The sequence below is a fragment of the Streptomyces niveiscabiei genome, from assembly GCF_001419795.1.
Lineage (GTDB): Bacteria > Actinomycetota > Actinomycetes > Streptomycetales > Streptomycetaceae > Streptomyces > Streptomyces niveiscabiei.
Genome location: NZ_LIRL01000014.1, coordinates 1 through 15,640, shown reverse-complemented (window position 1 = coordinate 15,640; position 15,640 = coordinate 1). Strand labels below are relative to the sequence as shown.

Annotated in this window: 11 protein-coding genes; 6 read left to right on the top strand and 5 right to left on the bottom strand. The window is 72.4% G+C overall.

Translation table 11 applies throughout. The features are described 5' to 3' along the window. From AOK24_RS00715 to AOK24_RS00705, 3 genes are all read left to right on the top strand, one after another. Positions 1-1,350: S8/S53 family peptidase (locus AOK24_RS00715; protein ID WP_055718059.1), on the top strand; the 1,350-nt coding region annotated here is incomplete at its 5' end. A gap of 35 nt (positions 1,351-1,385) precedes the next feature. Then, positions 1,386-1,985 (top strand): RNA polymerase sigma factor, encoded by a 600-nt coding sequence (locus AOK24_RS00710; protein WP_193555140.1) that lies wholly within the window; start codon positions 1,386-1,388, stop codon positions 1,983-1,985. 35 nt (positions 1,986-2,020) lie between these two features. Further along, positions 2,021-2,491 (top strand): hypothetical protein, encoded by a 471-nt coding sequence (locus AOK24_RS00705; RefSeq protein WP_055718062.1) that lies wholly within the window; start codon positions 2,021-2,023, stop codon positions 2,489-2,491. 190 nt (positions 2,492-2,681) lie between these two features. Here the strand turns inward: AOK24_RS00705 and AOK24_RS00700 are convergent, their stop codons facing one another. The 4 genes from AOK24_RS00700 to AOK24_RS00685 form a co-directional block, all read right to left on the bottom strand. Beyond that, complete coding sequence (locus AOK24_RS00700; RefSeq protein WP_055718057.1) at positions 2,682-3,896, bottom strand: cytochrome P450; 1,215 nt, start codon at positions 3,894-3,896, stop codon at positions 2,682-2,684. 49 nt (positions 3,897-3,945) lie between these two features. After that, positions 3,946-4,782, bottom strand: coding sequence for an N-formylglutamate amidohydrolase (locus tag AOK24_RS00695; protein ID WP_055718056.1), 837 nt, complete (start codon positions 4,780-4,782; stop codon positions 3,946-3,948). A 184-nt stretch (positions 4,783-4,966) separates the two neighbouring features. After that, on the bottom strand, positions 4,967-7,183 hold the full coding sequence (locus AOK24_RS00690) for an NADP-dependent isocitrate dehydrogenase (protein WP_055718055.1): 2,217 nt from the start codon (positions 7,181-7,183) through the stop codon (positions 4,967-4,969). A 90-nt stretch (positions 7,184-7,273) separates the two neighbouring features. After that, positions 7,274-8,338 (bottom strand): mechanosensitive ion channel family protein, encoded by a 1,065-nt coding sequence (locus tag AOK24_RS00685; RefSeq protein ID WP_055718061.1) that lies wholly within the window; start codon positions 8,336-8,338, stop codon positions 7,274-7,276. Between the two features lie 329 nt (positions 8,339-8,667). On the opposite strand from AOK24_RS00685, the gene AOK24_RS50100 reads away from it, so the two are divergent. Continuing rightward, positions 8,668-12,456, top strand: a complete 3,789-nt coding sequence (locus AOK24_RS50100) for a hypothetical protein (RefSeq protein ID WP_055718054.1) — start codon at positions 8,668-8,670, stop codon at positions 12,454-12,456. Beyond that, positions 12,446-12,802 carry a hypothetical protein gene (locus tag AOK24_RS00675; protein ID WP_055718053.1) on the top strand — a complete coding sequence of 119 codons (357 nt, stop codon included), beginning with the start codon at positions 12,446-12,448 and terminating at the stop codon, positions 12,800-12,802. Before AOK24_RS50100 ends, AOK24_RS00675 begins: the two co-directional genes overlap by 11 nt. Before the next feature lie 36 nt (positions 12,803-12,838). On the opposite strand, the gene AOK24_RS00670 is transcribed toward AOK24_RS00675, so the two are convergent. Further along, positions 12,839-13,813, bottom strand: a complete 975-nt coding sequence (locus tag AOK24_RS00670; RefSeq protein ID WP_206191119.1) for a lysylphosphatidylglycerol synthase transmembrane domain-containing protein — start codon at positions 13,811-13,813, stop codon at positions 12,839-12,841. 198 nt (positions 13,814-14,011) lie between these two features. Here AOK24_RS00670 and AOK24_RS00665 point away from each other — a divergent pair. After that, on the top strand, positions 14,012-15,640 hold a 1,629-nt coding region (locus AOK24_RS00665; protein ID WP_055718052.1), incomplete at its 3' end, for an ABC transporter ATP-binding protein.

The following is a 15,640-nucleotide window of genomic DNA, read 5'->3' as shown; positions in this document are numbered from 1 at the left end:
GACGACCTCGGGGAGTTCGTCTACGAGAAAGGCGTCGTCCTCGCGCGCGACGGCGAGGAGGCCCGCCTCGTCGAGGACACCGTGCGCGCGCACTTCACCGAGGCGCCCAGCCTGACCGCCGACCACATCCGCCGCGCGGGCCCCGAGACCAACCGCTCCGGCATCACCCGCATCCAGGTCGGCGACCCCGGCCAGGGCATCCGCGCGGGCGGCGACGACCAGACCGTCGCCCACGCGCTGCGCGCCCTCAGCGCCCGCGAGGGCCGCGCCGGCCGCCGCCTGATCAGCCGCAACCACGTCGTCCACATCGCCACCAACGCCTGCCCGGGCGACGAACCGGTGCCCGCCGCCCGCACCGAGGGCACCAACCCCGCGCCCGCCGACGCCGTCCACGACCCCGACACCGCCGTCCGTGTCCTGGTCGTCGACAACGGCCTCACCCGCGACTACCGCGCATGCCCCGGCCTCGGGCATGTCACGGGCGACGCCCAGCTCAGCGAGACCGACGAGCAGGGCGTCCTGCGCCAGTACGCCGGGCACGGCACGTTCATTGCGGGCCTGCTCACCGCCGTCGCCCCCAACACCGACGTCACCGTGCGCGGCACCCTCAACGACGCCGGCGCCATCCTGGAGTCCGAGTTCGGCGAGCGCCTCTTCGACGCCGTCGCCGACGGCTGGCCCGACATCCTCAGCCTCTCCGCCGGCAGCGTCAACGGCCGCACCGACGGCCTCCTCGGCGTCGAGGCGTTCATGACCGCCCTCCAGACCCAGCGCACCCTGCTCGTGGCCGCCGCCGGCAACGACAGCAGGGCCACGCCGTTCTGGCCCGCCGCCTACGCGGGCCTGCCCGAGCACGCCGACTCCGTCCTGTCCGTCGGCGCCCTGCGCGCGGACGGCGCGTTCGGCGCCTGCTTCACCAACTACGGCCCCTGGGTGAAGGTCTACGCCCCCGGCGAGCGCCTCGTCAGCGCCCTCACCGGCTTCGACGCCCCCGTGCCGTACGTCTACCAGCACTCCACCTACGACACCTGCCGCTACGGCTTCGGCTACGCCTGCACCTGCTGCACCCCCCGCCACACCGGCGTCCTCAGCGACCCCGACGAGAAACCCGATCAGGTGATGTTCGAGGGATACGCCGCCTGGAGCGGCACCTCCTTCGCCACCCCCCTGGTCGCCGGACTCGTCGCCGCCTGGATGACCGCGAGCCGCGAGAGCGACCCGCGCGCGGCGGCCCGCGGCCTGCTCACCGCCTGCGCGGACTTCGCCGAGGTGCGCGGCGCGCACGTGACGGCGCTGCGCCCGCCGACCTGGCTCCCGGCCCACGCCGGGCAGCTCGTCGCCCACTCATGAGGGCCGTCGCCCTCCCCGTCACGGCGTACGATGACATGCCGTACACGAGGGGTGGGGCCGTGGACCGTACTGATGTCGGCGCGCTCGTCCAGGCCGCGATCGACGGTGACGCGGCGGCCTGGAAAGCGCTGGTGGAAGGGCTCAGCCCGCTGGTCTGGTCGGTGGTGCGCGCCCACCGGCTCTCCGAGGCCGACGGGCACGAGGTGGCACAGACCGTGTGGCTGCGCTACGCCCAGCACCTGCACCGCATCCGGGAACCCGAGAAATCGGGAGCCTGGCTGGCGCGCACCGCGCGCAACGAGTGCCTGAAGGTCATCAAGGGCCTCAGGCGCCTCACCCCGACCGACGACCCCCAGGTCCTGGACCGGGTCAGCGAGGACCGCACCCCCGAGCAGTCCGTCCTCGACTCCGAGGAGGCCGCCGCGCAGAGCGAACGCGTGCGCCGCCTCTGGCAGGAGTTCGAGGCCCTCGGCGAACGCTGCCGGGAACTGCTGCGGGTGCTCATCGCCTCGCCCCCGCCCAGCTACCAGGAGGTGGCGGACTCGCTCGGCATCGCCGTCGGCAGCATCGGCCCGATGCGCCAGCGCTGCCTGCGCCGTCTGCGCGCCCGCCTGGACGCCCGGGGGCCGCAGTGACCCACGACGACGTGTACGACGGGATGGACGAGCCGATGAACGAGGCCCCCCACGACGACGAGGCCGCGGACGGCTTCGCGGACGACCGCCTGGAGGAGGAACTGCGCCAGGCCGCCGCGATCCTCGACCCGGTGCCCCCGGAGGTGTACCGCACCGCCCTGGAGGCGTACGCCCTGATCGACCTCGACGCCAAGATCGCCGGGCTGACCTTCGACTCGCTGACCCACGGCATCCCCGTACGGGGAGTGACGGACGCGCCGCGCATGCTGACCTTCGACACCGGCGACCTGACGGTCGACGTCGAGGTCACCGCGCACGGCATGTTCGGCCAGCTCATGCCCCCGCAGACGGCCCACATCGAGGTCCTCGGCGGCTCGCGCGCCAGCCGCGCGCTCGACACCGACGAACTCGGCCGGTTCACCAGCGAGGACCCGCTCTCCGGCCCGTTCGCGCTGAGAGTACGGGCCGGCGGGAACGTCGTCGTCACGGAATGGCTGCGCGCCTAGGGCCTGTCCGGCGGATCAGGCCGCGGTCGCGGGGTCTGGCACGCGCATCTGCGGCGTTGTCGTCGGTTGCCGACGCTCCGCGTCGACGCCCTCCTCCGCCTTGCAGCTGCACGCACCAGACCCCGCTCACCGGCACCGATACGGAAACCGTCACTCTCGTGCAGCCTGATCCGCCGGACAGGCCCTAGCGTCACCAGGTGACCGGCAGCGTCCGCGGCCCCCGGATCATGGTCTTCGTGCGCCACTCGACCTGGTCCGCGGGCACCGCGAGACGCAGCCCCGGCAACCGCCTGAGCAGCGTCTCCAGCAGGAGGTCGATCTGGAGGCGCGCCAGGACCATGCCGGTGCAGTGGTGCGCGCCGTTCCCGAACGCCAGATGGGGGTTCGGGTCCCGGCCCACATCGATGACGTCCGGCGCGGGGAAGACCTCCGGATCGCGGTTGGCGGCCAGGTACGACACGTACACCGGCTCGCCCGCGCGGATCACGTGCCCCGCCAGCTCTACCTCCTCCAGGGCGATCCGCGCCAGGCCCACACTGCTGCGGTGCGGGATGTAGCGCAGCAGCTCGTCGATCAACGCGCCGCGCGCATTAGGGCGTTCCCGCATCCGCACCAGCAGCTCCGGGCGGGTCAGCAGCAGGTACAGCATCTGGCCGACGTTGTGCGTCACCGCCTCGCCGCCGATCTGGAGCGGCCCCGCCAGACCGACCGCCTCCTCCTCGCGCACGTCCCCGCGCGCGACGGCCGCGCCGAGGAGCGCGTACACGTCCTCGCCGGGCTCCTGCGCGCGGGCGCGGATCGTCTGCGTGATCCAGCCGTACAGCCCCTCCTTCGCCCGCCCCGCGCCCGCCGCGCCGCCCGACGTCGAGATGATCTCCCGCGTCCACGCGTGCACCCGCTCGCGGTCCGCCTCGGGGACCCCCATGACCTCGCTGACCACCGCCAGCGGGAACGGCTCCAGCACCCGCGCGACCAGATCGGCGGGCGGCCCGTCCCGCACGACCCCGTCGACCAGCCCGTCCAGGAGCGCCTGGGCCGTCGGGCGCAGCCGCTTCATGCCGCCCACCGTGAACGCCCCCGCGACCGCCCTGCGCAGCCGGTTGTGGTCGGGCTGGTCCGCGAACGCCAGCGAGCCCGGGCGCGGCGCGAAATGCGGGGCCATCCGCGTGACCTGGCACTTCGTCACCTCGGCGCGGCTGAAACGGGGATCGTTCGTCACCGCGCGCACATCGTCGTACCGCGTCGCCAGCCACGCCCAGCCCTCGCCGAACGGCAGCCGGATCCGGGTCAGCGGGCCCTCCCGCATCAGCTCCGCGAGGAACGGGTCGAACGCCGTGCCCTCCAGGTCGGGGGTGGGCCAGTCCCGGACGGCGGGCGGGGCCGGTGTCGTCATCTCCTCGGTCATGCGTCCACCCTCGCCGGGGGCGGGCGGTGTGTCGCGCGGGAGTGCTGCGTCAGCGTGAGACGGCGTCCACGAGAGCGGCCAGCGCCGCCGCGACCCCGTCCAGACCGGGACCCGCCGCGCCGCCGGGCTCCGCCATGTAGACGTCCCGGCGGACCTCGATCATCAACGCCGTCACCCGGGCGTCCGCCCCGTAGTACTCCAGGGGTACGTACGTCCCGCTGAACGGGCTGTCGAGACCCGTCCCGAACCCCGCGAACGCGTCCCGCGCGGCGGCGAGCAGCGCCGGAGGCGTGTGGAAGGGGTCGGTGCCGAGGCAGACGGCGGGCCGCTCGCCGGTCCCGTGCAGCTCGTACGGCAACGGCTCGCTGGGGTACGAGTGCACGTCGATCACCACCGCCCGCCCCGTCGCCGCCAGCCGCCCGGCGACGGCGTCGGTCATCGCGCGCGCGTACGGGTGGAAGTAGCGCTGGACGAGAGGCTCCGGATCGACGGTGTCGTCCCGCAGCACTCCCCGGTGAGTGGTCCGGGTGTACACGGCGCCCATCCCCACCGCGCGCATCTCCTCCCGCTCGTCCGGGAACCGCTCCGGATCGACGACCAGCCGCGACAGCAGGTTGACGAACCGCCACGGCCGCACGGCCGACCCCTCGGCCGCACGCCCGGCGATCTCGTCGGTGTGCGCGTCCACGATGTGATCCGACTCCCGCTCCAGCGCGGCGTCCCCCAGCACGATCCCCTCCCGCACCTCCGCCGGGATCTCCCGCGCCGCGTGCGGCACATGCAGGATCACCGGGGAGCCGTCCGCACCGGGGTGGTACGCGAAGGAGGACGGTACTGCGCTGGTCACGGCTGCTCCCGGGGCGTTGTCAGTGGCGTGGTGCACCATCGGATCAAGGTGTCACACCGACCGAGGGGGAGGGGCCGTGGGGGGAGTCGGGACAAGCGCCGTCATCCGGAGCCTTCGGCGCGGTCTGTCGCGCCTGTCCCGCACATGGCTCCGCCCCGGCCGGAAACCTCCCGGCCGGGGCGGAGCGGTGTCTCAGCCGCTCAGGGGCGGCTCACCGGCAGGCTCAGAGCGCGGCCAGGGCCGTGTTCCAGGTCGCCGACGGGCGCATGACCGCCGCCGCCTTCGCCGGGTCGGGCTGGTAGTAGCCGCCGATGTCCGCGGCGGAGCCCTGGACGGCGTTCAGCTCGTCGACGATGGTCTGCTCGTTCGCCGCGAGGGACTCGGCGAGCGGCGCGAACGCCTTCGCGAGGTCCGCGTCCTCGGTCTGCGCGGCCAGCTCCTGCGCCCAGTACAGGGAGAGGTAGAAGTGGCTGCCGCGGTTGTCGATGCCGCCGACGCGCCGGGTCGGGGACTTGTCCTCGTTGAGGAAGGTCGCCGTGGCGCGGTCGAGGGTGTCGGCGAGGACCTTGGCCTTCGGGTTGTTCGTGGCCTCGGCGTACTGCTCCAGGGACGGCACCAGCGCGAAGAACTCGCCCAGGGAGTCCCAGCGCAGGTAGTTCTCCTTGACGAGCTGCTGCACGTGCTTGGGCGCGGAGCCGCCGGCGCCCGTCTCGAAGAGGCCGCCGCCCGCCATCAGCGGGACGACCGACAGCATCTTGGCGCTGGTGCCCAGCTCCAGGATCGGGAAGAGGTCGGTCAGGTAGTCGCGCAGCACGTTGCCGGTGACGGAGATGGTGTTCTCGCCGCGGCGGATGCGCTCGATGGACAGCTTGGTGGCGTCGACCGGCGCGAGGATGCGGATGTCCAGGCCCTCGGTGTCGTGCTCGGGGAGGTACGCCTTGACCTTCTCGATGATCACGGCGTCGTGGCCGCGGCCCTCGTCCAGCCAGAACACGGCCGGGTCACCGGTGGCACGCGCGCGCGTGACGGCGAGCTTCACCCAGTCGCGGATCGGCGCGTCCTTGGTCTGGCAGGCGCGGAAGATGTCGCCCTCGGCGACCTCCTGCTCCAGCACGACGTTCCCCGCCTGGTCGACGAGGCGGACCGTGCCGGCGGCCTTGATCTCGAAGGTCTTGTCGTGGGAGCCGTACTCCTCGGCCTTCTGCGCCATGAGGCCGACGTTCGGGACGGACCCCATGGTCGAGGGGTCGTAGGCGCCGTTGGCGCGGCAGTCGTCGATGACGGCCTGGTAGACGCCCGCGTACGAGGAGTCCGGCAGGACGGCGATGGTGTCGGCCTCCTGGCCGTCCGGGCCCCACATGTGGCCGGAGGTGCGGATCATGGCCGGCATCGAGGCGTCGACGATGACGTCGGACGGCACGTGCAGGTTGGTGATGCCCTTGTCGGAGTCGACCATCGCGAGCGCGGGGCCCTCGGCGAGCTCGGCGTCGAAGGACGCCTTGATCTCGGCGCCGTTCGGGAGCGCGTCGAGGCCCTTGAGGATGCCGCCCAGACCGTCGTTCGGGGTGAGGCCGGCGGCGGCCAGCGCCTCGCCGTACGCGGCGAACGTCTTCGGGAAGAACGCGCGGACCACGTGGCCGAAGATGATCGGGTCCGAGACCTTCATCATCGTCGCCTTGAGGTGCACGGAGAACAGCACGCCCTCGGCCTTGGCGCGGGCGATCTGCGCGGTGAGGAACTCCCGCAGCGCGGCCACGTGCAGCACCGACGCGTCGACGACCTCACCGGCCAGGACGGGTACGGACTCGCGCAGCACGGTCGTCGAGCCGTCGGCGGCGGCCAGCTCGATGCGCAGCGCGCCCGCCTCGGAGATCACGACCGCCTTCTCGGTGGAGCGGAAGTCGTTCTCGCCCATGGTCGCCACGTTGGTCCTGGACTCGGAGGTCCAGGCGCCCATGCGGTGCGGGTGGGTCTTCGCGTAGTTCTTGACCGACGCGGGGGCGCGGCGGTCGGAGTTGCCCTCGCGCAGGACCGGGTTCACGGCGGAGCCCTTGACCTTGTCGTAGCGGGCCTGGATCTCCCGCTCCTCGTCGGTCTTCGGGTCGTCCGGGTAGTCCGGCAGCGCGTAGCCCTGGCCCTGAAGCTCGGCGACCGCGGCCTTCAGCTGCGGGATGGACGCCGAGATGTTCGGCAGCTTGATGATGTTCGCGGCCGGCGTCTTGGCCAGCTCGCCCAGTTCGGCGAGGGCGTCCGGGATCCGCTGGTCCTCGCTCAGGTACTCGGGAAACACCGCGATGATGCGCCCGGCCAGCGAGATGTCCCGGGTCTCCACGGAGACGCCCGCCTGGCCGGCGTACGCCTCGACCACCGGCAGGAACGAATACGTCGCCAGGGCCGGGGCCTCGTCAGTGTGGGTGTAGATGATGGTCGAGTCAGTCACCGGGTGCTCCGCTCCACGTCTGCAACATTGCTCGACATCAAGATATCTCGTGACGCGAGCGGCCTCGACAGGGGTCCGTACGGTCCCGGCTCACGACGCCGCCTCCCGCTGCTGCGGTATCACCAGCGACCCCTGCTGCAACGACACGTTCCGCGCCGGCGCCGGAATCCGGATGCCCTCCGCCCGGTACCGCTTGTGCAGCCGCTTGATGAACTCGTGCTTGATCCGGTACTGGTCGCTGAACTCCCCGACCCCCAGGATCACGGTGAACCCGATGCGGTTGTCCCCGAACGTGTGGAAGCGCACCGCGGGCTCGTGGTCCGGCACCGCCCCGGCGGTCTCCGTCATCACCTCGGCGATGACGTCCATGGTGACCTTCTCGACCTGGTCGAGGTCGCTGTCGTACGCCACCCCGACCTGCACGAGGATCGTCAGCTGCTGCTCGGGCCGCATGAAGTTGGTCATGTTGGCCTTGGCGAGCTGTCCGTTGGGGATCACGATGAGGTTGTTGGACAGGGCGCGCACGGTCGTCTGGCGCCAGTTGATGTCCTCGACGTACCCTTCCTCGCCGCTGCTCAGCTTGATGTAGTCGCCGGGCTGGACGGTCTTCGAGGCGAGGATGTGGATGCCCGCGAAGAGGTTCGCGAGGGTGTCCTGGAGCGCCAGCGCGACGGCGAGGCCGCCGACGCCGAGGGCGGTCAGCATCGGCGCTATGGAGATGCCGAGCGACTGGAGCATCACGAGGAAACCGATCGCCAGGATCAGCACCCGCGTGATGTTCACGAAGATCGTCGCGGACCCGGCGACCCCGGGCCGCGACTGGGTGATCGTCTGCATGAACCCGGCGACGACCCGCGCCACCGACACGGTCACCACGAAGATCAGGACGACGGTGAACGCCTGGTTGGCCGTCCGGTGCCACACCTTGGCCAGCGGCAGCACGGCCGCCCCCGAGGCGATGCCCCCGGCGACCGCCGCCCACGGCAGCACGCCCCGCAGCGCGGCGACCATCACATCGTCGCCGCCCCACTTCGTGCGCTTGGCGTGCTTGCCGAGCCACAGCAGCAGCGACCGCGACACGAACGCCACCAGCAGCCCGGACCCGACCGCGATGCCGGCCAACACCGCGTCATGGACGGTGAGTTCACGGGTCAGCACGGGTCACCTCCCGCCAACTCGCCCATAAGAGGCCGGATGTGAAATGTCGTCACCTGGTCACCTGCTCGATTCCGGGATGTGCCGATCCGCCCGCGAGGGGGGCGTGATCATCCATCCTGCCGTATCCGGGAAAGACCTTTCGCAAGCCCTTTCGATGTGTCAGGATCACCGGGTCCAACGGGGGGATGACGTCGGCGACCCGCGCCTGACCAGCGCGCAGGAGCCGGCCTGTGAGATGAGATTCTTCACGCGTCGCGTGCTGCTGTCATGCCGCTTCGCAGCTCCACTCCCTCCCGTGGCTTCGGCAGGAAACGAGAGGGGACGAAGTGACCGGACGACGACGATTAAGACGCACAGTTGCGGGGATCTCGCTGACCACGTCGGCATCCCTGCTGACCGGCCTCGTGTACGCCGTGCCGGCGCAGGCCGCCGACCCGCTACCGGACAAAGGCACCGGCCAGCGGATCACCTTCGGCGAGGGTCCGCGCGCCGACCGCTGCGAGGTCGGACACGCTCTCCACATCGGCGGAGCTGCCGTGAAGGCCGCCGCGGTCAAGGCCCTGAGCGGCACCGACGCCGACCTGGCCGCCGCCCTGTTCCGCAAGGACAACCTCTACCCCAGCCCCCTCGACGACGCCCTGCGCGCGGACCGGGCGAGCGCGGTTGCCTCCGTGCAGGCGTCCGCCACCCGCAAGAACCGCTGGGAGACCGCCAACCGGCCGTACGCCACCAGCGTTGTCGGCAGCACCGGAATGTCGCTGCACGCACCGGAGTTCGACGCAGGGATCCGCGCCTTCACGCTGGACACCCAGGAAGCGCTGTACGACACCTTCGGCCAGGACGGCCGCAGCGCGCCGAGCACCACCTCGCTGGACGCGGCACGCAAACTCGCCGCGTCGCTGAAGGGGCAGAGTCCGGCGGGGGACGACCAACTCGCCGACTTCACGCTGTACCCGGGAAACGTCTCGGGCCCCTTCAACTCGATCACCTCCAGCGACATCGCTCGCTATCTGCGCCAGGGCGGCTTCCCGACGCAGGCGCCGGCAGACGGCTCGGCCGAGTACCGCACGGAGGTGGAGACTCTCAAGGTCTCCTGGGCAGCCTGCGACAGTTGGAACCCCCAGGACCCACGCCGTGTCCTCGCACCCGTGACAGCGGCGGCGTACGCCGAGTGGGAGCAGGAGTACGCCGCTCAGGCCAAACCGCGCGCCGACATCGTCGCCGCCGAGACGACGGCCGCCGCGCAGGCGCAGAAGGCCACCGACGCGATGATCGAGTCGATCGGCCAGGCGTGGCTCGCCGACCAGATCCTCACCTGGCAGAAGTACTGGGCCGGACAACCCGCCAACGCCGTGGGACGACCGGCCAAGGCCCTCTTCACCCAGGCCGGCACCGACCTCACCAAGGCCCGCGACAAGGCGGCGGCACAGGTCACGCTCGCCAACGCCGCCGTCACGGCCGCGAAGACCGCCGCCGACAAGGCAGCCGCCGCCCAGACCACCGCGTACGCCATCGCCGACACCGCGAAGACGCCGCGCGGCCGGGGACTGCTCTACGCCCAGCAGTCCGCGCAGGTCGTCAAGGCGTCGTACGCCGCGACCCGGGCCGCCGCGAAGGCCACGCTGACCGCGCTCAACGCGGCGAAGGCGACCGTCGCCGACAGCAAGGCGCAGCTCGCGCTCTCCCAGACGCAGGCGCACGCCATCAACACCGAGTTCCGGCGCGCCGCAGCCGAGGAGGCCGCCGCCCAGGCGAAGGCCGCCGCCGACGCGGCCGACGCGCAGGCCAAGGAGGCCGCCGCCAACGCGGCGAAGGCCAAGGCCGCGCAGACCACCGCCGAGGCCGCCGAGAAGACCGCCCAGTCGGGCGCGGCGACCGCGAAGGCGGCCCGCGCCACCGCCGAGGCGGCCTCCGCGACGGCCGCCGCCGAGCACGCCAACGCGACCCGCGAACGCGGCAAGGCGCAGGCAGCCGAAGCGCGCGCCCGGCAGGACGCGGCGACGGCGGCCACGGCCCGCTCCGCCGCCGACGCCTCGGGCGCCACCGCCGAGGCCGGGTACGTGGCCTCGATCGAGGCACAGCAGCGTGCCTACGAGGCGAAGAACCGCGCCAAGGACGCCCAGCGCGACAAGCAGGCCGCGCTGTCCCGCGCCGCGGCGCTCGAAGCGGCGGCGGCAGCTGCCGAGGGGACAGCAGCGGCGCAGGAGACGCGGGCCGCCGCCACCGAGGCACGGGCCGCCGCGAACACGGCGACCTCCGCCGCCGCGAGCGCCCAGCGGGAGGCCGACACGGCGAGCACGGCGGCCGTCGCCGCGCGCGCCGCGTCCGTCAGGGCCGACGCCGCCGGGTACCGGGCGGAGTCCGCCGCGCGGACCGCGCAGGCGGCGGCGCAGACCACGCACGCGGCAGCCGTCACCGCGCACGCCGCCGCCGCTACGGCGATCGAGGCGTCCAAGGCGGCGCAGCAGAACGCCGAGAACGCGGAGGCGGAGGCGAAGAAGGCCGCCGCCGCTGCCGTCACCGCCCGCACCCAGGCGACCGCCGCACGCTCCGAGGCCGACAAGACGGCGTCCTGGGCGGCCGTCACCGCCGGGTACGCGTACGCCGCCGCCGAGCACGCCACCGCCGCCCGAGACTCGGCGGCCGAGGTGATCAAGCCGGCCAACGAGGCGATCAACATCGGCACCGGGTACAAGGAGGTCGACTCCTCGGCCGCGTACGCCGTCCTGATCGGCCAGACCTCGCTCACGCTCTCCCAGCAGCAGGCCGCCGCCGCGAAGGCGAAGTCCGACGACGCGGCGAAGGCCGCCGCCACCGCGAAGGCGCTTGCCGACAAGGCCGCAGCCGACGCGAAGGCTGCGGCCAAGGCTGCGGCAGCAGCGGCAGCGGACGCCGCCCGCGCCGCAGCCGCCGTCACTGCCGCACGTGCCTCCGCAGCGGCTGCCGCGAAGTCCGCCGAGGCTGCGAAGAAGGCCGACGTGAACGCGCAGGCGTACGACGCACAGGCGGGTGCCGACGCCGCCGCCGCTCAGTCGTCCGCGTACAGCGCTCGCGCCGAGGCGAACGCCGCCGACAGCGAGGCCACCGAGGCCGAGCGGAACGCGGCCGGTGCGCGGGAAGCCGCCGCCGACGCCGAGACCGACGCGGCGAGCGCGCGGGACACGGCGACGGGGGCCGAGGAGGACGCGGTCGGCGCCGAGGCCGCGGCCAAGGACGCGCAGGGTTCCGCGAAGGAGGCCGACGCCGCCGCCGACGCGGCTGCGGAGGAGTACCACAAGCAGGTCGAGGCGGACCGTGCGGCGGCCGCGACCGGCAGTCCCGACTCGGGTCCCGGTCTCTCGGCGAGCGACGAGGCGCTCCTGCTGAAGGAGTGCGGTCAGAGCTGTGTCGACGAGTACCGCTCCGCGAAGGCTCTCGCCTCCCTGGACATCATCGACTGGGTCAGGCAGAACGGCGCGGACATCCTCCTGGAGTTCATCGGGGAGAAGGACCTCAGGCGCTGCCTGGGTTCCGGCGACGTCGAGAGCTGCCTGTGGACCCTCGTCAACGCCGTCGGCATCGTCTTCGCCGTCGGCAAGATCCCCGCGCTGGGCAAGGCCATCGTCAAGGTCAGCAGCGGTGTGGGGAAGTTCCTGGACGACTCGCTCCAGGCCAAGCACACGCTGGAGAGACTCCGCAAGCTCCTGGAAGTCCTGCGCAAGGGCAAGGCGCCGGCGGCGTGTCTGCTGAGCCTCGCCGACGACGTGTCGGCTCTCGCACCGGCCGCGTCCGGCCGCAGCACCATCGCGGCGAAGGGTCCCAAACCCAAAGTGGTGTACTGCATGAAGTCGGCTGTCGGCAAGGACAAACGGCTCGCAGACCTTGCCGAGTTGTCGACCAGGAACGAGAAGGTTCAGGCTGACTTGAACGCCATGATCTTCAAGCTCGCGGAGGGCAACCTGAAGCCTGGCCTGGGCAATGGCTCGCTCTTCGGACCTATCCGCTACGCCCGAGCCGACAAGGGTGCTCGGCTGTTCTTCCGGAAACTCGGCGACACGATCGAGATCGTCGGCAAGTCCGACAAGAAGCAGGAGCCAAAGGTCATCGCGAGGCTTAGGGAGCTGTATGGAGATTGAGGTTGATGAGCCGTTCTGGACCGTGCGCGGCTCCAGCCTTACGGTCACGTTCACTGTGGGCGACGGCAGCACGCCCGAGACGATCGACGACGGTGATGTCCTGATCGTCGGCCCCGACGGCGAGCGCTGGTGCGCGAACGTCATGACCCAGGGGCGCATCCAGAAGATCTTGGACCGCTGGCGCGACACAGGCGAGTGTTTGAGCGGTGCCTATCTGTGGGCGGAGGGCCTCGTCGTGGTCCGTGAGCCGGGTGTGGAGTCCATGGTTCGAGCTGTCGAGGACCTCTACGACCGCTACGGCGACCTCGACGGCATCCTCCCGAAGCTCTCCGACGACGAGGAGTGAACCGGCGCCCGCCCCCACCCCGGGGGCGGGCGCACCTCATATCACCTTGAACCGCACCAGCGCCCCCAACGTCACCGCCCCCGGCACCAACGGCACCCACACCGTGATCACCCGGTACGTCAGCACGACAGCCGTCGTCAGCGCCAGCGGCCCGCCCGCCGCCACCAGCGCGATCACCAGCGCCGCCTCCACCGACCCGATCCCGCCCGGCGTCGGCACGAGAGCCACCGCGACGGTCGCCGCGAGATAGGCGAGCGCCATGTGCAGGGCCGGCACCGGCAGCTCCAACGCCCGCCCCACGGCGACGAGTCCGGCCGCCTGGAGCAGCGGGAAGGCCAGCGACCCGCCCCACAGCGCCAGCGCCCGCCCGGGACACGTGTGCACGGACCGCGCCTCGGTGAGCGCGGCCCGCAGGAACGACACGACGGACGCGCGCAGCCGCCGTACGAAGGACAGCGCGACGGCGACGACGACCGCGCCCCCGGCAACGGCCGCCAGCAGCGGGCCGGGGTCCGTGTCGGGGAGCAGCGCGCCGAGCCGCAGCGCGTCGGGGAAGGCGAGCAGCAGCGCGGCCAGCAGACCGACGCGGGCGACGCCCTCCGCGAGGACGTACAGCGCGAGGGCCGCCGAGGAGCGGGCCGGCGGCACCCCGCACACGGTCATGAACCGCAGGTTGACCGCGCCGGCGCCGAGGCCGGTCGGCAGCAGGTGGTTGGCGGCGCCGGCCGCGAACTGGGTGGCCAGCAGCCTGAGCCGGGGCAGCGGCTCGGACACCGCGCCCTGCCGGGTGACGGCGGCGGCGACCCAGGTCAGACAGGTCGCCCCGGCGGCGGCCAGCAGCCAGGGCCACTCGGCGTCGCGGAGGTGCCCGAAGCCCTCGGCGAGGACGCCGCGATGGCGGACCACGACGACGGCGACGAGGACGACGGGGACCAGACACAGGAGCGGACGCAAGGGAAAGCGCCGGGGCAGGCGCAGGGGAAGGCGCCGGGGTGCGATGGGGACGGTCACGTCGGTAGAGGCTCTCCACGCGGACACAACGGCGGGTTGCGCACGCGCGGACACCGCATGACGAACGCTCGTCGTCACGCCCTCGGCCCCGGCTCTCCTCGCCGTCGCGCCCTCAGCCTCGGCGTCCTTCGTCGCGCCCTCGGCCCCAACGCCCTTGACCTCAAGATTGGTCGAGGTCATACGGTCGTCCCCATGAGCATGGAGACCACCGCCTGGGCGCAGTTGCAGAGCGCCATGACCGCCCGCACCGGGGACGGCAGACCCTTCGACCGGACCACCCTGCGCCGCATCGGCGCGTTCGCCCGCCCGCACCGCAAGAGGATCGCGCTCTTCGTCGTGCTCGGGATGGTGACCGCGCTCCTCGCGGTCGCCGGACCCGTGCTCGCCGGACAGGTCGTCGACACGATCGTGTCGCACGGCGAATCCGCCACCGTCGTCCGCCTCGCGCTGCTCATCGCCGGGATCGCGATCCTCGAAGCGGCCCTCGGCATCCTGGGCCGGCGGCTCTCGGCGACGCTCGGGGAAGGGCTCATCCTGGATCTGCGCACGGCCGTGTTCGATCATGTGCAGCGCATGCCGGTCGCGTTCTTCACCCGCACCCGTACGGGAGCGCTGGTCTCCCGGCTCAACAACGACGTGATCGGCGCCCAGCGCGCCTTCAGCAACACCCTCTCCGGCGTCGTCAGCAATATCGTCACCCTCCTGCTCACCCTCGCCGTGATGCTCACCCTGTCCTGGCAGGTCACGCTCCTCGCGCTGGTCCTGCTGCCGGTGTTCGTGATCCCGGCGCGGCGGATGGGCGCGCGGATGGCCGGCATGCAGCGCGAGGCCGCGACCCTCAACGCCGCGATGGGCACCCGCATGACCGAGCGGTTCTCCGCCCCCGGCGCGACCCTCGTCAAGCTCTTCGGCCGCCCCGAGGAGGAGTCCGCCCAGTTCGCCGAACGCGCGTCCCGCGTCCGCGACATCGGCGTCCGTACGGCGACCGCCCAGTCCGTCTTCATCACCGCCCTGACCCTGGTCTCCGCGCTGGCCCTCGCGCTCGTGTACGGCCTCGGCGGGCGGCTCGCCCTCGGCGGCACCCTGGAGCCGGGCGCCGTCGTCTCCCTCGCGCTGCTCCTCACCCGCCTGTACGCGCCGCTCACGTCCCTCGCGGGGGCGCGCGTCGAGGTGATGAGCGCCCTGGTGAGCTTCGAGCGCGTCTTCGAGATCCTCGACCTGAAGCCGCTGATCGCCGAGAAGCCCGACGCCGGTGACCTCCCCTCGGGGCCGGTCTCCGTGGAGTTCGACGACGTCCGCTTCGGCTACCCCGCCGCCGACCGCGTCTCCCTCGCCTCCCTGGAGGAGGTCGCGGCCCTCGACACACGCGGCGGCACGGAGGTCCTGCACGGGCTGACGTTCCGCGCGGAACCCGGCCAGACGATCGCCCTCGTCGGCTCCTCCGGCGCCGGGAAGTCCACCATCGCGCAGCTCCTGCCGCGCCTGTACGACGTCGACTCCGGTGCCGTGCGCGTCGGCGGCGTCGACGTCCGCGACGTCACCGCCCGCTCCCTGCGCGAAACCGTCGGCATGGTCACCCAGGACGGCCACCTCTTCCACGACACGGTCCGCGCCAACCTCCTCCTCGCCGCGCCCGGCGCGACCGACGCCGACCTGTGGGACGCCCTGCGCCGCGCCCGCCTCGACACCCTCGTCCGCGACCTGCCCGACGCGCTCGACACGGTCGTCGGCGAACGCGGCTACCGGCTCTCCGGCGGCGAACGCCAGCGCATGACCATCGCCCGCCTCCTCCTCGCCCGCCAGCGCGTCGTCATCCTCGACGAGGCG